The following is a 25,262-nucleotide window of genomic DNA, read 5'->3' as shown; positions in this document are numbered from 1 at the left end:
ATCTATCCGGTCTTTCGGAACCAGCTTAAAACAAAAAAGGAAGGATCTTCTCTTTACATCAAAGACCCTTCCATTTTCAAGCTTTCTCTTCTTTATTTTATCTTAGGCGTAAGTCTATACATTACAACATCATGACCAGGAATGACTTCCTTTTTTATCTTCTTGGTAGTCCCCTCATTTTTCTTTGTCCATAAATTACGGATAGAATAGACCTTCTGGTCAAAAGCGGTAGAGAGTTTGCTCACGTCATCTGTAAAATTAAATTTCTGCCAGTCAATGACATACTTTTCTGGTATTATCCCTCTATTAAGAATACAAAAAGCCCAATCACCGCCTGCCAAAGGTTTGAACCAGATTTCCAAGTCGTTCTCCTTTGCATATCTAAGACCTTCAATCCCCAACTTATCCTGATCTACGGCAATCACATCCTTATTCATAATAATACCTGCAGTTTCCTTGCTCATATGACGGATATCATTCCCCAAGATCAGAGGCGCTGCCAGCATACACCACATTGAGAAATGGGCTCTATCCTCATTGACGGGCATGCCATTACCAACCTCCAACATATCAGGGTCGTTCCAATGTCCCTGACCGGCATACTTTCTAAGACCGTTTTGCTGGTCTAGTATACTCAATACACTTTTGAAATTATTCTGTATATCCCCGGTCGTCCGCCAAGACTGTGCGAATTTTCCTGCCCAAAGCCAAGGCTTGTTCGTACCCCATTCACACAAACTGAAATACATTGGTCTGCCCGTTTGCTTAATGGCATCAGCCATCAGACTATAAGCACCTTTAGCATTCACATTTTCCGTATTACACCAATCCTCCTTGATATAATCGATTCCCCATCTTGCATACTGCAAAGCGTCCTGATACTCATGTCCAAGACTACCTGGATAGTTGGCACAAGTCTTGTTACCAGCGCAAGTATAGATACCGAATTTCAAACCTTTGGAATGGGCATAATCCGAAAGGGACTTGATGCCTGAGCTGAACCGCTTTGAGTCAGCCTGAATGAATCCGTCTTTGTCACGTGGACCATGCCAAGCATCATCGAGATTAACATACTGATAACCGGCATCCTTCAAACCCGTCGAGACCATCGCATCGATAATCTCATGGATCAGGTCCTGATTGATTTGGCAATTGAATTTGTTCCAACTGTTCCATCCCATAGCCGGCGCTTCTCCTAACTTCTCCTGCGTTTGTCCCATGGCTGTCATTGCAAGACAACATAAAAGACTAACTAAAACAAAAATTTTCTTCATTACAATAAATAGTATTAATCAAGTTGATATTTTAAAAGTATAAGATCGACAATATGATATTTCTACTTTTCAGACTTATTGTTTTTCACTTTTACAAAAATAGTGTTTTTTATGTTCTTAACCATAAAATATTGACGCTATTTTAAAGAATTCATTACAGTATTTATTCGACCTACATAAAAACATTTTATAAACTAGACCCTAAGACCGATAACTAATTAATTCCACGATTTATAATCAAAAGTGTAATAAATAGAATCCAAAAATTCTACAAATATAAGAGAATTATAATCGAGCCTTATTAGAAGGTTTAAAAGGAAATTTTAATATAAAGCGCAACACAAGACTAAAGAGTTTTAGTAAAAAGAGCCCCGAAAATTCTTGATAAACTTTCGGGGTTCATTTTTTACTTGTCTACAATCCTCTTTCCTAAAGTTAATAACCTGGGTTCTGAACAAGATTTGGGTTAATTTGAATTTGGTCTAGAGGAATGGCCAACCAGTAATTCTTAGGAGCTTCAAAAACCCGTGTTCCTCCTTCTTTCATATCCTTTAATTGATAGAACTCTTTTGCAGTTTTTCCAGCCAAATTCCACGCTTTCTGGTAGCGCATCATTTCCTTATCCGCAATTTTCCATCTACGAATATCATGAAAACGGCGACCTTCCATAGCAAGTTCTATTGAACGTTCATCGTGCAGGACCTGGCGCAATTTATCTCCTGTCGGTATGCCACCTACTTTTGCCCAGGAGTCTTGAAAAGACGGCAGTCCGCAACGCGCTCTGATCTTATTCAGATATATAAGACTTTGACTACTCAGTTTACCATTATATTCAAAATCCGCCTCAGCATAATCCAGATACACTTCAGCCAAGCGTATTATAGGAAACACATAAGAACTAGTTGTATATTTTTTACTATTCCAATTATATGAATCTGCTTTAGAAACCCATTTCTGACAATAATAACCATTGTCTGATTGATATTCATGATCTGAATTACCATCATTTTGTTGCATTTCTCCCCGACGGCATTTGAGAGTAATCGTACCACCTTGGATTTCATAACTACCTCTGTCATAGCCGATAGAAGCATAAAAACGTGGTTCCCGATGCAAGTGGAAGCATGCAGTACTATCACCATTAGGGAGTTTGACGATAGAATACGGATCGAGATCTTTTGTTTCCGGATCATCTTTCCAAGGTAATCCGTTTTCCGTATAATAACGGTTTATACAATCCCACGTTGGAATCATATATCCACGAAAACCTTCACTGGTATATTTATCTATACCAACACGAGGAGCCATGCATTTAACATCATATGAAACAGTACCTTGCTCGGCATATCCAAAAAGTAATTCTTTCATATTATCAAGGTTAAATGTTCCAGAAGCACCTACAAAAGCATAGTGATAGTTGTTCTTGCCAGTTGTGGGATCAGCAGTAGAACTTCCATAGAGTTGGTATCCGTTAGCTTCACAATAATCTATAGCCTCTTTAGCTGCATCCATGGCTTTTTTCCATTTCTCCTTGTCATAGACTTGGTTGATCAGATTCGTACCATCGAGATTTTTAAAATTTGCATAATATTCACTGTTACCGTTGACCAAGGGTGATGCCGCATACAACAAGAGACGTGCCTTAAGGGCAAGCGCTGCTGCAGCCGTGGCGCGATTCATGTTATTAGGTTCCCACTGTGAAGGAAGAAGCTTAGCTGCTTGGGTATATTTGTCAGCAATAAAATCAACACACTCATCATAAGTGTTACGTGGCAGATTCATTTCTGCCGGAGTGCTATTTGGTTCCATTTCCTTCTTTACCAAGATAATTGGACCATAGTATTCCAACATAATTTGGTGGTAATAGGCAATCAGGAAAAGTACTTCCCCCTTATAGTACTTTAGAGCGTCAGCATCGATATTGGGGACCCTGTCGATATTGTTCAACACATTATAACAATACCGGACACCTTCCCAAATCAATTTTGTTTGTACTCCAGTAGGGTAAGAAGCTGCGGTATTGCTCCATAAGGAGAAGTATGTTGATGTGGGAGATTCGAGTCCATAAATTAAGCTCTTGAAATGAAAATACCTGACTGATCCATACCAACCGGTTATCAAATCGTTCCCAGCCGTTATATCTGGAAAATCCTGTGGGTGAAAATAATTGGGAATCTCAGAATAGCAAGAGAGTACCATTTTCTCCGCAGAATTCTGAGTTTTGTAGATATCATCAATGGTAGCGGAACTTTGAGGTACAACATCCAGAAAATTACAGGATGATAAAGTGAAAAGCAGTAATAATGTAACTGTTAAAGATGTGATATGTTTCTTTTTCATGACTCCAATGTTTAATAATGAAATTGTATCCCTATTTTTACGGTGCGTTGTAATGGATATGATAATCCGTTTCCGCCTCCCATCTCAGGATCCCACGTCTTAAATGGTGAGAAGGTCAACAGATTTGTTCCGGACAGATACACACGCAGCCACCTATTGAAGGTGTATCCGACCTCTGCAGTCTTCAGACGCAAATAGGATGCATTTCTAACGTAATAAGTACTTGTTTGTATGTCATTCTGCAAATAGACAGATGACAGGCGTGGATAGGATGCGTCGGCAACATTATTTGCTTCGGACCAATGGTCATCTACGATATACCGGGAGATGTTATACCCTTGATGGGCCGCGTCAGCAAAGGGCCAAATGTCGGACATCAGGAGGCTCACTTTGGCATCTCCCTGAAAAAAGACAGACGCGTCCCATTTCTTGTATTTGATGTTGAGACCTAAGCCATATACAATTTCCGGTACAGTAGGATTTCCGATGGTTGTGATGTCGTTGCCGTCAATTTTGTTGTCACCGTTGAGATCCTTGTATTTAATATCCCCTATGGTATAATTGGAAAGAGTCTGTTTGGGCGAATTGTCTATTTCTTTCTGTGAAGTGAACAGGCCTTCTGCTATATATCCGCGGATACTGTTTATAGGATGTCCGATGACCGAATAGTAAGATGCGACATTGGTCGGCTCATCTTTATTTGTTACTTCATTGTGTGCATACGTAAAACTGCCGTTGACCCCTATAATAAAGTCTTTATTGACTGCCTTATGAAAATCCAATCCAATATCCACGCCATGATTCTTGACTGAACCGATGTTTGCATAAGGAAAAGCATTTGCAAAACCTGAAATAGCAGCCATTGAACGCCGTTGCATAAATATACCTGTACGGTTCTCATGAAAGAAGTCAAAGGTAAGATCCAAATCGTTGAAAAGCCCCATATCCATACCAATGTTCATTTTCTTAGATTTTTCCCAAGTAGCATCTTCATTACCATATACACTGATTTCTGGACCAGAGGCCTGACCATGGTTTGTACCATACCACCATGCTTGTGCTTGATTTAAATTAACAGATGTCACATACGGAAATCGTGTACTAAGTACATCATTTCCTACCAGTCCGTATGTACCTCTTATTTTCAGATTATTGACAATATGTTTCAGAGGTTGAAAGAACTTCTCGTTGGAAATGGTCCATCCCAAAGCGATAGCCGGAAAGAACCCGAACCGGTGTTTGGGTGCGAAGTTCTCTGAACCATTATACCCGAATGTAGCCTCCATTAGATATTTCTCGTCATAATTGTATGTCAGCCTTCCTGCAATCCCCTGTTCACGATAGGGAAGGAGGTCGTATTCGTTACCGTTGGTCTTATCATTGCGCGTCTCTTTCATATGATATACAAATGTTGCCCCCGTATTGTGCTTCCCGAATGATCGTGCATAGTCTACTGTGGCCTGTAGTGACCAGACGCGGTTTGTCGGGTCCTGGCCTGAAGCAGACTGAATGGCTGTGTTGCCTGCCGTACCTATAGGGGATTCCGTATATTGGTAATTCCCGTTTTTGTCAATGGTATAATCATCGGACACTTTATAATAATAAGGCTGTATCCAATGGTTCAACCAGCTGAAACTATAATTATAGAATGAGGCTAGTGCGCTGGCGCTCAATCCGGGTGTAATGAACTTGAGATCCTGATTGACAGTAAACGCCGTAGTCATGTAAACGTAGCTGTGTTCAGTATAGCCGCTACTCATTTTGGCATAAGGGTTAATTTCAACTGTCCCGACATCCCAGGAAGTATTGTTCCCGTAGCGTACGAAAGTATCTTCATCTTGAGCAGGAAGGGTGGCAGGGAAGCGTACAGGATTGCCTCTCATAACTAAATAAAAGAAATCAGACAACTGCATTTCCCCTCTAGTATCTCCAGGATCAGCACCGGCATAAGGTGCATGATATTGGTAAATCTGCGCATTCATGTTCAATCCAACCTTAGTAGTAGAGGTAATGTTAGCCGTAATATTACTTTGGAAGAGGTATTTCTTACTGTATGTACTTGTATTCATCACGGCCTCTTTGGGAGATCGGGTCATGCCGTTTTCATTGAATATGCCTGCATTCATGAAATATCCGATTTTTTGACTTCCGCCCTTTACAGATATATTCAGATTCTGGTTCAAACTGTAATCCTTGAACAGAAGTTTGTACCAGTCATTGTCAGGAAATAAGTAAGGATTTGCCCTGGAACGGGTCTTGTCAATTTTATCCTGGCTATAAAATGGGGTATACGTTGTGCCGTTCAAATTGGCATCATTCTTCTTCGCCTCGTTATACATTTCCATATAAGTAGCCCCGTCTGCCATTTTCTGGATTGTTGTCGGCATCGATACAGTATTGTCAAAACGGATATCCACAGACATCTTGTCTGACAGCCTCCCTGTCTTGGTCGTGATGAGGATGACACCGTTGGCGCCCCTAGAGCCGTAAAGGGATGTAGCAGTAGCATCTTTTAAGACAGAGAAGGACTCTATGGATTCTGGTTGGATATTGTTCAGCATGGTGGTATTAATCTCCACACCGTCAAGAAGGATCAATGGAGAAGTGTTTGAACCGAAAGTGGATACGCCTCTGATATAGAATTGGGCTGCATCATTGCCAGGTTCTCCTTTTTTCTGGAAAGCGATGATACCCGGTATTTTACCGGCAAAAGAAGTGGTCAAGCTGCTTGAGGTCATCTTCAAGTCGTCGGCCTTTACAGCCGTAACGGATCCTACTAGAGATTCCTTTTTCTGCTTTCCGAAACCGACTACTACAACCTCATCCAATACTTTGTTGTTTGGGATCAAGTTGAATGAAATAAACTTTTTGTTCTTTATTGCTATTTCTTTCTTGTTATAGCCCAGATAAGATGCCGTAAGCGATTCGTCATCACTGGAAACAGCTATGGAGAACAGTCCGTCTTCATCAGTAATAGCCTTGTTGCTTCCTTTACTTTCAGTTATCGTCGCCCCTAGAACAGGATCATTGTTTTCATCACAAACAAATCCTTTCATAACATGTTTTCCTGAATTTTCATGGGTTTCCTCTTTTCCCTCCAAGGTTGTTTTTTTTATAGGCACTTTCGCCTTAGTTCTAGTCTTCTTTGATAAAATAATATGGCGACCTTGTATAGAATAAGATAAGTCATTTCCCACTATCTGTTCCATAATAGACTGTAATGAATTTGCACCTTTTTTAACCGGGATCACCTTTTGCAAATTCAAAAGATTTCCAGTATAATCTACTGAATAACCTATTTGACTCTCTATGGCATCAACGGCTGTTTTTACACTCACTTTTGCCTGTCCGAATTTTACAGTTTGGGCAGAGATAGACAACATAGGTAACAAAAGAAATAAGAATAAAAAATATTTTATTCTTTTTTTACTAATATCACATAAATTCATTTTCGCATTTTTCATTTTGATTATTAATTAAGGATAAGGAAATAATTACTTTTCACTGAGACATATTGTATCTCCTATCATTTCATATTTGAAATTCCCCATTTTAGTCAACACATTCAACACATCTTGTAACGATTCCGAAGAGCTGAATTGAGTAGTAAATAACAGATTTACAGGAATGCCTTTTTCCACATTTACCTTCACATTAAAATGATGTTCTATATCTGAAATAACATGACTTAAAGGACTCTGAATGAATATCAGATTTCCTTTTGTCCAAGATATATATTTATCCGCATCCACTTTCTCCTTCGAAAATTCATGCTTGTTTGCACAATAAATGCATTGTTCCCCCGGAACAAGATTCAGAACTTTTGGGGATTTAGATTGACATTCATATTCGCATACTCTCCCATCTACCAAAGTTGTTACGATTAAATCAGGATGATATGCCTTTATATTGAAACGAGTTCCTATATCCTTGACAATTAAATTTCCTACATGAACGAGAAAAGGTGTGCCAGGGTTATGCTTGATCAAAAATACAGCCTCCCCACTTAGATAGACCTCACGAAAACCTTTATCAAAATGCTTCGGATATTTAATGACGGATCCGGAATTCAATTTTATAACTGAACTATCTGGTAAATAAATGGTTTTTAATTGTCCATCTGGCACCCTACAAATAACCATTTCTTCTTGTTGGTGTTTTCCATTCATAAATAACAACGTCCCTACTGTTACTGAAAATAGCAATAAGACAATAGCTGCATATTTTAGATTAGTACGAATTTGATGTGAAGAAGACAAACCTAAACGATGATGTACTCTATGTAACGCATGAGACGTATTTTTATCTGACTTTACATTTATATGATTCCATATAAAATGTAAAGCCTCTGTTTTCTCTTCCACGTTTTTTGCTTCCAATAGCCACCTTTTTACAAATGAATGGTATTTGTTGGGTAAGGTATTGTTAAAAAACTGAAAGACTATTTGGAATAGTTCGTCTTTTCTCATTTTTCATGGTCTTTACACACAGAGGAGTCAATAACAAGGCCTAAGTACTCAGTTAAATAAAGTAAAAATAATTAAAATAGAACATAAAGATATTTGAGATTCTGATAAGAGCAAAATCTCAAATAAAGAAAAGGCGAATAGAATATATCAATCTATTTCAGAACCATCAAACTAACATCTACGTTAACAAAACGACAACGTTAAGGTCAACAGAATGAGATGAGATAACCTAAAAATCGATATTTTTATTTCCTTAATACAGGAATGCGAATACAAGAAAAATGCGCTTTATCCGAAAAGATATTTATCGTGCAAGGTCTAAACGCAGACTCCTCACAAGTATAGATATCCGTGAATGTCTGAGGATTACGATCAAAAAGAGGAAAACAAGAACTCTGAATTTGTACCATCAAACGATGACCGGGAAGGAAAGTATGGGCAATATCATTCATTTTAAAAGTGACTTTGGTGATTTGGTTAGGTACAAAAGGGACTTCTCTATCAAATCCTTCTCTGAACTTCCCCCGCATTATATCCCCCCTGACAAGCATCTGGTAACCTCCCATAGGATAGTTTTTCACAGGGAGTTGATTCTGAATTTCCTTGGTATATGAGAATCCATCAGGGTAGACGTCAATAAGTTTAACCACGAAATCTGCATCAGTAGAAGAGATCGAAGTTTGTAACTCTACGTCCAAAGGACCACCTAAACACAATGTATCATTCAGAATATCACTCATATAAGTCAACACATCAGGACGAGTAGAGGCAAACCGTTGGTCTGAAGCCATATATTCCCGATTACGATAGTTTTGGACATCAGCAGTATAAGGTACAGGATGTGCAGGGTCTGAAATATAGGATCTATATAAATCCGTTCCTTCGGGTTGAGAGAAAGAGAGTTTTCCATCCACATGAAGATAAAGAGGCTCCATGTGTACATTGGATAAAGGCCATGATCCTGCATGATGCCAACGATTTTCACCACTGAAATAGATATTAGTCAAACTCTTCGGCTGCGCTTCTTGGTTATCATTGAGATAGTAATCAAAGAAGGGAAATTCAATGTTCTTCATGAAATAATCAGAAGTCGAATCTCCAAACCATACCTGGCCCAGATTCTGGTAAGAAGCATTATTCCAGCCTCCATGATACCAAGGGCCGAAAGTCAGATAGAGCGGAGTCTTCGGAGACTGTTTCTTAATTGCTTTATACAGGTTCCATGCTCCATAGCAGTCCTCTGCGTCAAAGAGACCGCCAACTACCAGCACGGCCGGTTTGACAGCCTTGCAATATTGAAGAGGTGTCCGTCTGACCCAGAAGGTGTCCCGGTCAGGGTGATCCATAACAGTATTCCAGAATCTGACACTATCCCCGAAAGTCCTGGTGAAATTGCGTATCGGCCCCATCTTCAGATAATCAGTATAAATATCATTGGGGAATTTGATCCCTCCGGATATGTGTGCAAGACCATTAGGATGATGAGGAACATCAAAAGAAGCATCAAAGCGGTAAGTATCCACCAGACAGAAAGCGCCGTTATGATGCTCGTCATCTCCCATAAACCAGTCGGACACCGGTGCCTGTGGAGAGATCGCCTTGATAGCCGGATGGCCGGACAAACCAGCCATCAACGCATAGAATCCAGGATAAGAGGTGCCCATAACTCCTTCCTGTCCATTATTATGGGTGTGCCTTAAAAGCCAGTCGGTGGTATCATACACATCTGAAGCCTCATCAAAGACTTTTCCTTTTTTCTTAGGGATAAAAGGACGGATATTCTCATATATCCCCTCACTTCTATAGGTTCCACGGACATCCTGGTAGACAATAATATAATGATGAAGGGCAAAGAACTTCATAGAATTCCAGAGTGACGAACTGAACCGGTCCGGACCGTAAGGCTGACAGGAATAAGGTGTCCTGCAAAATATGATCGGATGCTTTACCGTATGATCCTTCGGCTCATAGACTACTGTATATAGTCTTGTTCCGTCCCTCATGAGGATCATCACTTCACGTTTGGAATAATTCTCCTCTATCCATTTCTGATTGATGCCATCAGCCGAAACTGGAGTATAAACCAAGATCAGGGTAAGAGCTAAACTGATTAAATATTTCATGTCTTACGTTATTCAAATTAGAATCTACCTGACACTTTCAAAAATAGCCTTGATCCGTTTCATATCAAACTTAGGTGTCCTGTCATAATAGTAAATACCATTCTTCTCCTGCTCCACATCTGTCAGTTGGGTATAGCAGAAACCACATACATTCTTGCAAGCTCTAAGCGCATCCACTTCCTTTTGCAGACATTCATAGAAGTCTTCCATGCTCTTGAAACCTCCTCCATAGCCCCATGAAGTTTTCTGATCCTGAGCCTTCATCCAAGGCAATCCACCAAACTCATCCACAATATAGGGCTGACCTTCATAAGATGCCAGGAACTTTTTATCCGGTTGATTACGATAGGGTTCCTGACCTTCTTTAAACGTCAGCTCTTTAATTAATTTATTCGGATCCCGCTCATAATCGTGCACACTCCATATATCCGTGACAACATGTCCGTCACCACTTGCATCATTTATGGGACGAGCAGGATCCATAGCCTTTGTCGTATGATAAACATCCGTGATCAAACGTTGATAGGTACCCAGCTGGCAATTCCACGTTTCGTTAAAAGGTGTCCAGATTGCAATCGAAGGATGGTTTCGTCTGCTCTCTACGATTTCACTCCATTCTCCGATAAAATTTCTTGCTCCCAGCTCGTCATTCACATCCAGGTCCCAACTCGGTGATTCTGCATACGTAAAATAACCCAGTTTATCTGCCCAATAAAAATACCTCTCTTCAAAGGCTTTCTGATGTGTGCGAGCCCCGTTAAAGCCAGCCCCCTTACCTAATTCTATATCTTTCTTCAAAGCCTCGTCGGAAGGGGCTGTCCACTCTCCATCCGGATAATAGCCCTGATCTAGCACCAGGCGTTGATAATAAGGCTTGTTATTTAAACAGACATATCCGTTCTCCGTTGATACCTTACGCATCCCTGCATACGATTTCACTTCGTCTATGACTCTCCCATTTTTATCTACCACCTTGTAAATGATAGTATATAAGAACGGGGACTCAGGACTCCACAGTTTCATCTTTGGAATCAGCAGTACCAGTATACTGCTGTTGCTGCAACGCACGGTTTTTGAAACGACCACTTTCTTTCCGGATAGGACTGTTGTTGTAAGCCTGTCATCAGATTCATGATAGAATTGGGGATGGACTACCAACTGCTGCTGATCAATATCCGGACAGGCATACACTGATTTTAATCCTTCCGCAGAAACAGCTTCCATCCATACAGTCTGCCAGATTCCCGTTACACGCGTATAGGAGCATCCCTGAGAAAAATAACTGGTACACTGCTTGCCACCGGGTTGTTTTCCTGAACGGAGGTCATCCTTCACGTACACAACCAGACTATGCGTCGTACCGGGGGCGACATAACGTGTGATATTGGCAGAAAATGATGAACTGCCGCCAGTATGGCTCATCACAAACTTACCGTCAATATAGATATCTGCCTGATAATAGACCGCACCAAAGTTCAGCAGAATATCTTTACCTTTCCAATTTGAAGGAATTGAAATCTCGCGCTGATACCACATTGCATTTATAAAATCTTTGTACTCTACACCGGATAGCCGGCTTTCAGGACAGAACGGAACGATGATTGTACCATCAAAATGCTTTAACGACTGCCAATTTCTGTCTTTCCCGGAATTACTGAAATCAAAAGCATAAGTCCACGCCCCATTCAAATTAATCCATGCGGACCGCTCAAACTGCGGGCGCGGATACTCGGGCCGAGGTATGATTTCGGCTCCTCTCAAGCTTATTAATGTTACGAACAAACAGAGTACACAAATAATTGTCTTTTTCATTGCATATTAAATTAATGTGAGTTTAACCAGCAAATGCAAATTTATAGAATTAATTCAAGAAAACATTGATGTGGAAAAAGAAAATCTATTTTTTGTTTGTTGTTTATTTTCTATTGTATTTTTACTCTCTGCATTTTCTAAATTAAACTTGCCGAAACAACAAATCACAGATATTTCTTAACCTTACTCCTTTTATCATTTAGCACTATTCAGCAGATCAGCCTTCCCTTCATCAATGAGTTTCAGAACCAGTTCCCCGAACAAAGTGTTCGACCAGGCAAACCAGGGACGGGTAAACTTCTTCGGATCATTCTTGTTGAACGATTCATGCATGAACCCTGTACCTGCATCCGTATGCTCCAAAGTCTCGATGCACCATTTGATTTCCGCATCATCCGTACTCGTGAAGGCTCTCATCATGATGGACATCGGCCAGATCATATCATATCCGATATGAGGCCCCCCTATTCCTTCAGCTGCACTCCCACGGAAGAAATAAGGATTATCCTCACTCCAGACGAAACGGCGCGTGTTCTGATAGATGGGATCCTTCATCTCTGACGGATCCAGATAGCCCATAGCCAGAAGGCTCGGAGCATTCGCATCATCCATCAGCAGGTGATTCCCGAAGCCGTCCACTTCATAGGCATAGATCCTGCCATACTTGGGATGATTGTATACGGCATACTTGTGCAAGGCCGTTTCCACTTCATCTGCCAGAGAGGTACACTGTGAAGCCAGGTCATCACGGCCGTTCACCCTCTTCAATATTTCAGATGCCTTACGAAGGGAACTCACTGCCATAAAATTTGAAGGCACCAGAAACAGGAATGTCGTCGCGTCATCAGAGGGACGGAAGACCGAGGCAATCAGGCCTACCGGTTTTACAGGCGCTCCATAGCCGTCATTCTGTACCGTATCCAGGGCACGGTCCGTCTTGCGCATAAAATGATAGGGACCAAGTCCGCTCTTGCGCTGCTGTTCACGGAAGGTTTTCAGTACGTTCTGTATGGCTGACAGCCATTCCGGACCGAACACGGATGTATCACCGGTCACCTGCCAGTAATAGTAGGCCAGGCGGATCGGATAGCACAGGGAATCAATCTCATATTTACGTTCGTGCAGTTCCGGTTTCATAGCTGTCTCGTCACTGTCCCATTCACTCCCGGTAGGACCGTCATTGAAGGCATTTGCATACGGGTCAATATTGATACATTTCATCTGACGGTTGATCACTCCGCGAAGCATGGCTTTCAACCGGGGATCCTTGTTGGCGAACTGGACGTAGGGCCATACCTGGGCTCCTGAGTCGCGGAGCCACATCGCATGGATATCTCCCGTATAGACAACGGTATCGTCATTACCATTCGCATCCTTACCATAATGGACAGTCGTATCCAGCGTATTCGGATAACAGTTTTCAAACAGCCATGCCAGATAGGGATTCCCCTTCAGGATTTTCTTTACCTCTGCTATTCTCCGGTCAATCACTTTGGAACGGAACAGACGCTGTGCCACCGGAGGACGATGGGTGACCAGACTTACACCAGGAACGGATGCTGTCATCGTACTATGATTCACACATTTTTCTACATGAAGATTTGGAACAGCATATACGTTTTTGACTGACAAGAGGGACAAAGCCATCATCAATCCTAAAAGTTTTTCGTTATTTCTCATCATTTATTGTATTGATAATTTTGTTTTCAAACGGATATCTGCGGATGAACTCCCTATCTGGATATCAAAGTCTCCGGGCTCTACCACACGCTTCATGTCCTCATTGATGAGGGAGAAGTCATCTGGCGTGAGGATGAAAGTCACATGTCCGATCTCTCCTTTCCGGATATGGATACGCCGGAAGTGCTTCAACTGTCTGACGGGCTGGACGACGGAGGCGTACTCTTCCGTAAGGTAGAGCTGGGGCACTTCATCTCCATCATAACTGCCTGTATTATGGATATCAAATGATACCTCATAATTCTTGTCTGAGAGCCTGGTTACCTTCAGGCCGGAATACTCAAAACTGGTATAGCTCAGTCCATAGCCGAAGGGATAAAGGGGTGTTGCCGGCATTTCCACATAATCATGGGCTACGGGGACCTTCTGGTTATAATATACAGGCAACTGCCCTGTACTTCTTGGGACGGAGACCGGAAGACGGCCGGCGGGGTCATAGTCACCGAAGAGGACATCCGCCAGGGCATCCCCACCTTCCTGGCCGGGATAATAGGCCGTAAGGAGGGCATCTGCATTCTTTGAAGCCCAGACCTTATCAAGGGGACGGCCTTCTATGTAAACCACGACCAGGGGCTTACCCGTTTCCTTCAATGCTTCAAGGAGTCTGTTCTGGAGCCCGAGCAACCTGAGTGTGGCCCGGTCAAAACCTTCGCCGCATTCCATGTCACTGACCGTCTTGCTGTCGGCCACCGCTGCTCCCGTCTCTTTATAGTTGGTCTTGAAATCACGTGCACTCGAGCCTCCTACCGCTACGATGACCACGTCTGAACTGTATGCTGCTTCCACAGCCTCCTTTATATTCTCTGTCGTAGTGTCCCGGATAGCACAGCCTTTGACGTATTCAACGTCTGACAAAGGCAGTTTGGTACGTACTCCGTCAAGAAGGGTCTTGATATTCGAGTCTTCCTGGGGTGCGGTATAGTCTCCGAGCATGTTATAGCGGTTGTCTGCATTGGGACCGATGACGGCTACTTTGATCTTGCGGCGCAGGGGCAGGGCTCCGTCGTTCTTAAGAAGTGTAATTGAGGCCCGGGCTACACAGCGCGATACTTCTATGTTCGCAGGAGTACGCACACCTCTGGCCGCTGCCTCCGGATTGACATAAGGGTGTTCGAAAAGGCCCATCTCCATCTTCATCCTCAGGACTCTTGCCACTGCCGTATCCACGGCTGACTCGCTTACCTTCCCGTTCTTCACGGCATCACATAAACGGGAATAGGCATTTGCCCCAAGGTCTACATCCACTCCGGCCTTGAGTGCCATCACGCCTGCATCTTCCAGGGAACGGGCAACATGATGTGTACCGTAGATTCCGTCTATGCTGTACAGATCCGAGACGACAAAGCCCTTGAAATGCCACTGATGGCGGAGAATATCCGTCAGCAGGTACTTATTGGATGTACAGGGTATGCCATCCATGGAATTGTATGAGGTCATTACGGACAGGGCGCCGGCATCTATGACTTTATGAAAGGGGGGAAGGAAACTCCCGAGAAGTTCACGCTGTCCGATAATCGACGGACGGCCGTTCTGGCCGCCTTCCGAGATTCCATAGGCGATAAAGTGCTTCAGCGTAGCAAGGGTACTGTAAGGCTTCGTCAGGTCTCCTGCACCGAGCCCTCTCACCTCTGCCGCTCCGATGTCACCGCTCAGTACGGGGTCTTCACCCATCGTCTCCTCCACACGGGACCATCTGGGATCGCGGGCAAGGTCGAGGACGGGGCCATAACTGATATGGCCGCCCTGAATGCGGATCTCTCTGGATATCACCCTGCCGGCCTGTTCGATCAACTCCGGTGACCAGGTGGCGGCCATACCCAGTCCGGTAGGGAAGACTGTCGTACCTATTGCCATGTGCCCGTGAGGGGCTTCTTCTGCAAGGAACAGTGGGATGCCCAGACGGCTGTGCTCTATGGCATACTTCTGCAGTGCGTTGCCTGCCTTGGCTGCCAGCTCAGGATTCAGTCCGTTGGCAAGCGTCTTACGGGTCCACGGATCTGCGCGGTATGTACCCCACAGCATGCCGGGATGCCTCTCTGAAAAGTCTTTCATGAACTTATCGGATACCGTCACTTTCCTGCCTTTTATGGTATAGTAGTTCCAGCCCAGGGCACACTGGATCTGACCCACCTTCTCTTCCAGCGTCATGCGATGGAGGAGGTCTTCCACACGCTCTGCTATAGGTAACTTCGGATTCTTATATGGCAGGACCTGTTTGGCTGAGACTGCTGCAAAACTGCATAAACAGAGACTTATACCCCAAATCTTCAAAAATTTCATATTTTATCGTCTATCATTATTTATATATCATAACACCGTTACTTCATCCATAAAGAACCAAGCAGGATAACCTACTCCATAATGCCAGGAAGGACACATTCCGATGGTATTCACCTTGACTTTTATATATCTGGCCTTTACCGGATGATCCACAGAGACTTTCCCACTAACAAACTTTACAGCTTCATCACGATCTTCAGGGAACTGGAATGAACCAAACTTAGTATAGTGCTTATTATCAGTAGAAACAGAATAAGTTCCACCGGCTGGTAACAGGACCCATGCTCCAAGTTGATGAAGGAAATCAGTATCAATGGAATGAATCTCTTTTTCATCTCCTAAGTCCATGATAAATTCTGCATCGGTTCCATTCCAACCGACCCAACCTTCCACATAAGTCGTCCCTCCGAAAAGTCCGTCCGTAAGTGCCGTATCTGCTATCTTCTGATAGCTCGGAGAAGGTGCGGATATCCATGTTATTTTTGCACCCTTAGCCAGATTCTGATTACTTGCAGGCAGATACCTCTTCATATAAAGATCACAATAATCAGAGCACTTGTTATTCCGTTCATTCAGATATTTAACATCCAACTCTGATGTCCTTTTTCGAAACAAGTTTACTTTTCTTATTATGTCATCTTTATCATTCCCTGTCATTGTCCGGGCAATCTCAAGTTCAGAATACTGTAATGGTAATCTTGCCATTCTGACCCGGGACAGTGTTGCACTATCATCCTTGACAGATGCTTCCGCCTCATCAAAAAGTTCATTGTAAGTCTTCAACAGATTTCTATTCAACATGCCATTCTTATGAGATATCGGGGAGTCATATATCCACAAAGGAATTCCACTTGCCAACAGTGCTCCTTGCATGATTTTCTGATATTGATATAAATAAGGAGCTGCCTTACCATAATATTTATGCATAAATGATCTCATCAGTGAGTCAGCATCCAAATATGGATTCCACATCAATTTAGCAAGCATGTATGCACGCATCTCTGAAAAATCGGTCCCTTTACTTCCATTGACCTGCTCAAAAAGCATCGTAGCATGATTCTTCTTAAACAGTTGTATATTCTTCTGGAGAATGTGGAAATTAGGAAATGGAGACACCATATTGTCAAAATTAATTCCATAATCCCATACAAATATATTATTCGAGATCTTGGACCACCCTTCCAAAGCCTGAACAAAATTCCTTCCGGATTCATTGTCTGTTAATGGAACTTCCCGCTTACAGTCTATGTCACAAAGCATAATGTTCACATTCGGCAATGGCTTGACATGCTCAGGCGGACGCATACTATAAAGATATGCTAAGGTAGAAAACTGTTTATCGGGGAAACGAGCAGCCAACTTATTTAGAAAACGAATGATATTTCCTGAAGGTGATCCTTCGTATTCATCGACAGCACGACATTGAGGACACTGACAATACGTTCCATTACCATCATTCTGGCTAATAGAAATCATATTCAGACCTGGATTGGCACGAAAGATGGAATCAACATTATGGCATACGATTTTAAATACTTCGGGATTAGTAAGACATAACTGGCTATGATCACCTGGTTGTCGATGACCATTTATCATAGAATAATATTCAGGATGTGCTTTACCATATCTTGATGCGGGCATAATGCGATTGAAGGTATGTACCCATAGATCAGAAACGAAGACCTGATCAGGATCTTCCAAAGCCATCCACTGATAATAATCAGAATCCGCATTTCCATAGCTAAAAGTCTGACGATAGCGAAAAGCCGGTGTTTCGACATCATAGAATACTGGCAGACTGATATTCTCGGATTTACTATAATCACATACTTTATAAGCCAGATAATCAACTCCCAGATATTTTTCCAGGACATGGACGACTCCATTAACAGCTCCGGATCCTCCACCACTCTCTATCGTTAATTGCCCATGAGCACAGTCTGCAAGGAATCCATCCACACCAGCCTTTTGGGTCATACCTCCGATCACAACATCATTCTTTCGTGGAGGAACATTCGATACTACAGGAAGTTCTGCACCGGATATTTTATAAATGAAATGCTGAAATAATATTGCAGCATGGCAAGTCATTGTATCCCGACTCAAGCAGACTATTCGTGATGTGGCCTTACCCTTATGAGCAAGCCTGATTTGTGCAGAAGCCGTATGAGGGATAAACAGTACTACCGCAAATAATAAAATTATAGATCTGATACCTTTCATCTTTATATTACTTTGTTTTATTTGCAACCATCAGATATGAATGAAAATTATAATCTCTATACAATACCCGCATTCTATTGTACGACAAGTTTCTCATAATTTATTTTCTTACTGTCATCAATCATCCTGACAGCCTTCAACACCAGATATCTGGCATCGGTTGGTGTAAAATAGACATCCTGCATGATCGGGTTATTCTTGATATTCGAGAATTCTCCACTTGTGACAAGCCTCAACTGATTCAGATCATTACCGGCATATATTGCATAGTTAGAAATAATGCCCGTCCCTGCAGGTTGGTAATGCAGAGAACTGAGATTACAACTCTTGCTAAAATCAAGGACCAGTTCATTAGCACTGGATGTATTTTGCACCGTATAGGGTATACTTTTCAAATCAGCTGTCTTTGACACATAATCTTCTTTCGCCAGAGGAGCATAGTAGGCTCCGAGTTCATTAATACACAAACAGGCTCTGGAATCCAGGAATTTTATTCTCAACGCACTGGTCTTAATGGTATTGAATCTTAGCAGACGCTTATAACCGATAGTAGTAGTCTCTTCTTTCAGCTTTACAGGAAGCCATATCTTACCAGATTTGTATTCTACAAGAAACGACTTGACTCTCTGACCCAGCGGAATATATTCTTGTAATTTTATACGGTTTATTCTTTCCGAATGCTTGAAAGAGATATTCAGATCTGCTTTTACGACACCATCATCAGTAGCCCAGTAGGTATCATAACGACCATCCGTAAGATTTTTAACAGAATAGTCCTTGCCACGGACATTTGATGCTTTTATCCTTGCATGAAGCAAGAGATTCGTTTTCAACTCACTGAGTACTCTAAGATGCATATTGACAGCATTGGCTGAATCCACAGGATAGATCAGTCCGTCCTTATCAACCGGAAAATTAAGGAGCATCGTTCCATTATGGCCGACACTACGATAATAAAGATCCGTCAACTGATCCACTGATTTCACCTTATCATTTTCTTTTGCATGATAAAACCATCCCGGACGGATTGATACGTCACATTCCGCCGGCACCCACTCATTTCCGTCTGCATGTCCATACTGCAATTCATAATATTTATCATAACCGGGATAGACAACGCCCTTACGCAGGAAAGACCAGTTGGTTGCTCCTGCATAGCCATTCTCATTCCCAACCCAGCGGCACCCGGGACCTCCGTCGGAAAAAGCAATTGCGTGAGGCTGCAACTTTGCCATCATCTGATAGGCGCGTGGAAAATCATAATAGGTCCGACGGTCTATCTTGCGGACTTCTTTCGCTCCGCCATACCAGCCGTCACCTCCATTGGCTCCGTCAAACCAGACCTCAAAGATATTTCCGTATTTGGACAACAGTTCATGAAGTTGATTATAAAAGTACTCAACGTAGAAAGGAGTACCATAAAAGGCCTGATGGCGATCCCACGGAGAAAGATAGATTCCGAACTTGATGCCGTATTTACGGCAGGCTGCAGACAACTCACCTACAATATCTCCCTTTCCATCCTTGTAGGGAGCGTTTCTGACGCAATAATCGGTATATCCAGTCGGCCAAAGGCAGAAGCCATCGTGATGCTTGCAGGTCAGGATTACCCCTTTAAGACCAGCTTTAACGAAAGTCTTTACCCACTGCTCGCAATCCAGTTTCGTCGGATTAAAGGTATCCAATTTGGAATCTCCGTATCCCCATTCGCGGTCATTGAATGTGTTCAAACCGAAATGAACGAATGCATAATTTTCCATTTTCTGCCAACGGATCTGGTCCTGGGTAGGAATGGGATAACAGGGTGCCGGGGGCATCACCTTCTTTTTTGCCTCAATACAAATTGCAGAAGTAATAAAAAGCAAAACAAGAATGTACAGTCTTTTCTTCATTTTTCGTTTTATTTTATAAGAACGTTATCTATATAATAGACGGACGGAGGGATCTGTTCGTCACATCCCGCCAACGGGGGACATTTCTGTTGGTTGGGTGTCTTCCGGTCCGGCAGATTCCTGTATCTGCCTGTTCTGAAACTCAACCTTTCCACTTCCCCTACAGCATGCAGGTCCGGATAGTCATTAGAATGATATGTAAAGCAGCCGGTTCCACTGACATCTATGGAGAGATTGACCTTATTCCATTCTCCTTGACGGTACTGACCGATAACGGTAGAATCGGACATTATATTACCTTGATGGAAAGACAGGCTGACCGCACGTGTCCCATGACGGTCTGTCACATCCACCTCAAAAGGATCATCGTTTTCCTTTTCTACAAAAAGATCAAAGGAGATATCGACTTTTCTGGAAGGCTGAAAGACTCGTATAGCACGCGCATAATCATAACGATCTGAATCCGTAAGACAAAGATGATGCTTGTCTGTCACATACACATCTGCCCACCGGGGACGGTAAATATTCCAGTTTGCTACAGGAGCATGGGATTCTATCTGATCAAAGTTGTCATTGACCGTTCCATGCCATACAGTGCGAACAGGGACGGGGACACGGCTGACCCAGATATCTTCTTTATTGACACTGTATGTAAGCCATAGGCAATCATCAGGAGGTGTCTGTTCCCCCTCTGTAATACCACGCACATAACAGGGACCGAAGTCTTTGTTCTCGCCATAAAACCGACGTGGAGGGACCTCTCCATGAACGACACTCATCGTATCAAAGACTATTCCGTCCTCACTCGTTGTCACAATCAGGGGATAACGATACTGTTGTGTCTCTATCGGATTATAGCACATGGCATACTTGCCGTCGGGTGTTCGCTGACCCCAGTTCTTGCCTCCTGCCATAATCAGTGATGGTACCCTTACAGGTGTAGACCAGGTCTTTCCATTATCCGGAGACAGTGCCGCCCACGAATATTTCCACAAGGCAACGACTTTCCCATCCTTGCGATGATAATAACTGGTGGCCTGAACGGTATTGATAGAATCCTTCAATGTATAAAAGCCATCCAGTCCTCTGTCTTCATCTATCCACTGCAATGTCTTAAGTCGGTCATGCAGCAATGCCGCACAGGCGGCCTTAAAGCCTTTGTCCTTGGATCTCGTATAGAACGGGTAAGAAGTATTGCTTTCATTCCAATGAGTATGGGAAGAATACCTGATAAAATAAATCGGTCCCATTGTGCCATTCTTGTAGATCTCACGTACGACGCGACCGATACCTCCTTCCTTGAAAGGGTTGTAACTATGACCATAAAATGCAACGATCAACAGCCGGCCACTTGGAGCGGTATAGAATCCCATACGCTGGTGCATGATATAGCCATAATATCCTTTTGGAAATGTGACACCTTCAGGTGCTTTATAGACCGGAAAGGCAACAATGGGTTTCCCCCAGCTCCGACCGTCTGGAGAGGTCACGACCATCGTATGTCCAGGGGGTTGCTGCTCGTCCGAAGGATTACTCAGGTATTCAAGATAAAATTTTCCATTCCAGTAGGTCAGGTTCGGCGCATGATTATAGGTCCATCCGAAATTATCAGCCAGTTCCGGATGTGTACGATTTGCACGCAGCACTTGAATATTCTCTGTCCCGATAGCATAGGGAAAACCGCCGTCATGAAGACGGGGATTGCATATTTCTCCGCCAATATAACGGACCGGTTCTTTACTGGTTCCGGTCTGAGCCTGACTGTAAGCGGCTATCGATAGAAATACCATGACGGTTAAAACAAGATGTTTCATATTCTTCTTAATGATTTCAAACCGTATCCAACAGCATTGAGGATACGGTTGCCTTTTCTACAATCCTCCCAGTTTGTCAAGTATAGGCTCCTGGACTCCCGACAATTCGAGTTTCTTGCAGTCATTCTGTTGTTCAAAGACAACAATCTGATTTTTTCCTTTCTTCAGGAAGCAGCCAGGCAGATACAGTGTCTGCTGAGGGCCGGCCTTCCAGTAGCGTCCCAGGTTGATCCCGTTGACGAATACGATACCTTTCCCCCATCCGCTCATGTCCAGGAAGGTATCTCCGACTTTCTCCAGGCTGAATGTTCCATGGTACAATACCGGCAATCCGGGTTGATAACTCTCCGGGTATCCAGCCATATCAGGAACTTTATCCATCGGCAGTTTATACATTTTCCAGCCGCCGGTTATTTCATCCTCTCCGATTGTTACAGGTTTCGTAATGCCTTTATTGTTGTCCGTGATACGTGCACCGTAATTGATGCGTCCCATGTTCTCGACAAAGATGTCCAGCACGCCGTCATCCGGTATTTCCACTTCCAGACTATCCCTGCCGGTCATGCGATTCAGTTCGCCTGCCTTCTTCCCGTTTACGTAGACGATTCCGTAGTCTGCTATGCCCGGTACTCTCATCATACCGCTGACGGCTTGGGGAAACCGGCGATGGTAAACCACATAGCCATACCCCTGGTTTAATTCTTCAAAGGTCAACGGTTCTTCATTCTCGACTGCTTTCATATCTTTCAACAGACTAAAGACATCTACAGTCTTGTCGAGCCTGATACGGGGGATTGCTATCACCGGAATACGTGCCGGTACCTGAGGCAGCTTATGCTTTACATATTTCATCATCAGGGTCCGCAATGCGTTATATTTCGGGGTCGCCCAACCGGCCTCACTGATTGGAGCATCATAGTCGTAACTCGTCAGATCGGGCTGGATATTGCTGTCATTACTGTAATTCGCTCCTGAGGTAAACCCGAAATTGGTTCCGCCGTGGATCATGTAAAAGTTGAAACTTACTCCTGCCTCAAGGTATTTACGAGTCTGGTTCACTACCTTCTCCGTGCTTACTCTCTGGAACGGTTCGTTCCAGTGATCAAGCCAACCGGGATAGAATTCTGATACCATATAGGGACCTTCGCCGCCGTGATAGGCATTTACGGCTTTTTTAAGATTGTCTACATTATCTTCGCCGTTGGCTGCCGGAAGGGCTCCTTCTATCGCCCCACCACTAAACAGCCAGCTGCCGTCTGCGGTAAACATAGGAACGTTAAAGCCCGCATCAAGCAGTTCCTGATGTATGGCCGCACTATATTTCTTATGCATTGCCAACGGAATGTCCTTACGTTGGGATACATAGGAACCGAACTCATTTTCGGCCTGAACCATGATGACGGGACCGCCGTGGGTGACCTGAAGGTCCTTCACCTGAGAGGCCAACTGATTGATGTATACCCGGCACGAATCCAGGAATGGACGGTTATACGAGCGGATGACAAGGCCCTTTACTTTCTGAAGCCACCAGGGATAACCGCCGTATTCCCACTCTGCACAACTATAAGGACCGGGGCGCAATATGACCATCATCCCTTCTTCTGCAGCTACCTTGACAAATGCACGCAGATTATGATTACCTGTTGTCCAGTCCCATACACCGGGAGACGTTTCCTGATAATTCCAGAACACATAGGTGGCCACCGTATTCAGGCCCATTGCCTTCATCATCTTCAGACGCTGGTGCCAGTAAGGTGCAGGGACACGGGCATAATGCAGCTCACCGGAACGAATCTGTATAGCCTTGCCGTCATACAGGAAATTTCCGTTCTCGATAGTGAAAGTATGCCTAGACGCTCCGGAACCATACATCTCCCAACTCGTCAACAGCATACTTAACAGAAGAAATAACTTGATTTTATTCATACGTAAATATTTTGTGCCACATTTATTATTAAAAAGACCATTCATCATCTTTATCACTAAATTTTCGCGAATCAAACGGGATTTACATTATGATTCTATTAAATTTAATGTGAATGAACATGAAAACTCTTCTGAAATTTAAGCCAACCATGAAAGAAAAGAGACTAACAGCCCGTCTGTGTCCTTTGCCCTATTGCAAAGGTACGTATTTGTTAAGATATGTTTGCACTATCATAATGTTAATTCATATTAAATTCAATAGGATTAGAAAATTATGAATCTAGTTCATTCTATAAGTTTCACTTTATCATGAACTTACTTTATTATTCGTCCAACAATGCATGAATCGTATTTCTTACTCTACATTCGGTAGTGAGCATAATCGTATCTTCATCTGCTCCTTTAGCACCCATGAATACGTCAGGATTAAAATACTTCATCTGACTCTTCTGAGGCTCCCTTGCTGAGAAGTGAAAATTCATGACACCTGTCTCTTTCTGTATCTGTGCAATGTTCCCTTCATTGACGCCACACCCGGCCATGATCTTGATCCTGTCTCCTGCTTGTTGCTGAAGTTTTTTAAGAAAAGGTATTCCCTCTTTTGCAGAAGGCTGTTGCCCTGAAGTAAGAATGCGATTAAATCCCAGCGAGATAAGGTCTTCCAATGCTTTTTGAGGATCTTTGCAACGATCGAATGCACGATGGAATGTGACACTCATTCCCTTAGCATGCTCCATAAGCATGGCGTTGGCTTTCTGATCAATACCTCCGTCAGCCGTAAGACAACCGAAGACGACACCATCAGCACCCAACTGTTTGCAAATATCGATATCGGCAGTCATTCGTTCCAGTTCCAACGGAGTATAAAGGAAATCTCCACCTCGGTTACGGATGATAACATGAAGTCTTGTTGTCGTCAACATCTGGCGGGAAACCTTAATTTCTCCATAAGAAGGTGTAGTACCACCTTCCGGAATTCCCATACAAAGTTCTACACGGTCTGCCCCGCCTTCTTGCGCAGCCAGACAACTCTCCACACTATTCGCACAAATTTCTATTTCAAATTCTGTTCTTTTCATTGTATCCTATCTTTAGTATAAACTCCGGGTAGTCCAAACGGAATCTTCAGGGATCAGAATCGGAATAACAATATATTTCATTCTATTCATGTTTTTTCCGTTGTTTACATTACAAATGTAATGAATTTCCAGCATAAAGACAAATGATTTGAACAACAAAAAAGAGGGTGTGTCAAAATAGACATATCCTCTTTTTTTATCACAAAGCCCCGACTTTCTCAAGCCAGGGCTTTGCCATGTCCAAAAATTTTTGTACCTTTAGACATATACTTTATAACTATGGCAAAGTT

Annotated in this window: 13 protein-coding genes; all 13 read right to left on the bottom strand. The window is 43.0% G+C overall.

Features of this window, described 5'->3' with window-relative positions; genetic code table 11:
• Nucleotides 1–92: 92 nt before the first annotated feature.
• The gene (locus NG821_RS07755) at nt 93–1,274 is read right to left on the bottom strand and encodes a glycoside hydrolase family 27 protein (protein WP_252761090.1); all 1,182 of its coding nucleotides are present in this window, start codon (nt 1,272–1,274) and stop codon (nt 93–95) included.
• A 435-nt stretch (nt 1,275–1,709) separates the two neighbouring features.
• The gene (locus NG821_RS07750) at nt 1,710–3,614 is read right to left on the bottom strand and encodes a RagB/SusD family nutrient uptake outer membrane protein (RefSeq protein WP_252761089.1); all 1,905 of its coding nucleotides are present in this window, start codon (nt 3,612–3,614) and stop codon (nt 1,710–1,712) included.
• Between the two features lie 11 nt (nt 3,615–3,625).
• Complete coding sequence (locus tag NG821_RS07745) at nt 3,626–6,670, bottom strand: SusC/RagA family TonB-linked outer membrane protein (RefSeq protein WP_252761088.1); 3,045 nt, start codon at nt 6,668–6,670, stop codon at nt 3,626–3,628.
• 438 nt (nt 6,671–7,108) lie between these two features.
• Nucleotides 7,109–8,083, bottom strand: coding sequence for a FecR family protein (locus NG821_RS07740; RefSeq protein ID WP_252761087.1), 975 nt, complete (start codon nt 8,081–8,083; stop codon nt 7,109–7,111).
• Between the two features lie 245 nt (nt 8,084–8,328).
• On the bottom strand, nt 8,329–10,206 hold the full coding sequence (locus NG821_RS07735; RefSeq protein ID WP_252761086.1) for a CocE/NonD family hydrolase: 1,878 nt from the start codon (nt 10,204–10,206) through the stop codon (nt 8,329–8,331).
• A 24-nt stretch (nt 10,207–10,230) separates the two neighbouring features.
• Entirely contained in the window at nt 10,231–12,018 is a 1,788-nt protein-coding gene (locus tag NG821_RS07730) for a glycoside hydrolase family 2 protein (protein ID WP_252761085.1), read from the bottom strand.
• Between the two features lie 195 nt (nt 12,019–12,213).
• Complete coding sequence (locus tag NG821_RS07725; RefSeq protein ID WP_394802070.1) at nt 12,214–13,584, bottom strand: glycoside hydrolase family 125 protein; 1,371 nt, start codon at nt 13,582–13,584, stop codon at nt 12,214–12,216.
• Nucleotides 13,585–13,701: 117 nt separating this feature from the next.
• On the bottom strand, nt 13,702–16,038 hold the full coding sequence (locus tag NG821_RS07720) for a glycoside hydrolase family 3 N-terminal domain-containing protein (protein ID WP_252761084.1): 2,337 nt from the start codon (nt 16,036–16,038) through the stop codon (nt 13,702–13,704).
• Between the two features lie 27 nt (nt 16,039–16,065).
• Nucleotides 16,066–18,261: a DUF4838 domain-containing protein gene (locus NG821_RS07715; protein ID WP_252761083.1), complete on the bottom strand. Its 2,196-nt coding sequence runs from the start codon at nt 18,259–18,261 to the stop codon at nt 16,066–16,068.
• A 74-nt stretch (nt 18,262–18,335) separates the two neighbouring features.
• Nucleotides 18,336–20,153: an alpha-L-fucosidase gene (locus NG821_RS07710; RefSeq protein ID WP_252761082.1), complete on the bottom strand. Its 1,818-nt coding sequence runs from the start codon at nt 20,151–20,153 to the stop codon at nt 18,336–18,338.
• An 8-nt stretch (nt 20,154–20,161) separates the two neighbouring features.
• A complete protein-coding gene (locus NG821_RS07705) occupies nt 20,162–21,967 on the bottom strand; it encodes a hypothetical protein (RefSeq protein WP_252761081.1) in 1,806 nt (601 codons plus the stop codon).
• 57 nt (nt 21,968–22,024) lie between these two features.
• Nucleotides 22,025–23,893, bottom strand: coding sequence for a beta-galactosidase (locus tag NG821_RS07700; protein WP_394802069.1), 1,869 nt, complete (start codon nt 23,891–23,893; stop codon nt 22,025–22,027).
• A gap of 323 nt (nt 23,894–24,216) precedes the next feature.
• The gene (locus NG821_RS07695; protein ID WP_252761080.1) at nt 24,217–24,972 is read right to left on the bottom strand and encodes a copper homeostasis protein CutC; all 756 of its coding nucleotides are present in this window, start codon (nt 24,970–24,972) and stop codon (nt 24,217–24,219) included.
• Nucleotides 24,973–25,262: the final 290 nt, after the last annotated feature.

Origin of the sequence: Segatella cerevisiae (assembly GCF_024054555.1) — a bacterium.
Taxonomy (GTDB): domain Bacteria; phylum Bacteroidota; class Bacteroidia; order Bacteroidales; family Bacteroidaceae; genus Prevotella; species Prevotella cerevisiae.
Note: the sequence above shows the minus strand (reverse complement) of the source record. Positions and strands in the feature narration are given on the sequence as shown.

Coding starts and splice junctions, on each gene's coding strand:
- NG821_RS07755 (WP_252761090.1), bottom strand. CDS start 1,274: ATGAAGAAAATTTTTGTTTTAGTTAGTCTTTTATGTTGTCTTGCAATG.
- NG821_RS07750 (WP_252761089.1), bottom strand. CDS start 3,614: ATGAAAAAGAAACATATCACATCTTTAACAGTTACATTATTACTGCTT.
- NG821_RS07745 (WP_252761088.1), bottom strand. CDS start 6,670: ATGAAAGGATTTGTTTGTGATGAAAACAATGATCCTGTTCTAGGGGCG.
- NG821_RS07740 (WP_252761087.1), bottom strand. CDS start 8,083: ATGAGAAAAGACGAACTATTCCAAATAGTCTTTCAGTTTTTTAACAAT.
- NG821_RS07735 (WP_252761086.1), bottom strand. CDS start 10,206: ATGAAATATTTAATCAGTTTAGCTCTTACCCTGATCTTGGTTTATACT.
- NG821_RS07730 (WP_252761085.1), bottom strand. CDS start 12,018: ATGAAAAAGACAATTATTTGTGTACTCTGTTTGTTCGTAACATTAATA.
- NG821_RS07725 (WP_394802070.1), bottom strand. CDS start 13,584: ATGACAGCATCCGTTCCTGGTGTAAGTCTGGTCACCCATCGTCCTCCG.
- NG821_RS07720 (WP_252761084.1), bottom strand. CDS start 16,038: ATGAAATTTTTGAAGATTTGGGGTATAAGTCTCTGTTTATGCAGTTTT.
- NG821_RS07715 (WP_252761083.1), bottom strand. CDS start 18,261: ATGAAAGGTATCAGATCTATAATTTTATTATTTGCGGTAGTACTGTTT.
- NG821_RS07710 (WP_252761082.1), bottom strand. CDS start 20,153: ATGAAGAAAAGACTGTACATTCTTGTTTTGCTTTTTATTACTTCTGCA.
- NG821_RS07705 (WP_252761081.1), bottom strand. CDS start 21,967: ATGAAACATCTTGTTTTAACCGTCATGGTATTTCTATCGATAGCCGCT.
- NG821_RS07700 (WP_394802069.1), bottom strand. CDS start 23,893: ATGAATAAAATCAAGTTATTTCTTCTGTTAAGTATGCTGTTGACGAGT.
- NG821_RS07695 (WP_252761080.1), bottom strand. CDS start 24,972: ATGAAAAGAACAGAATTTGAAATAGAAATTTGTGCGAATAGTGTGGAG.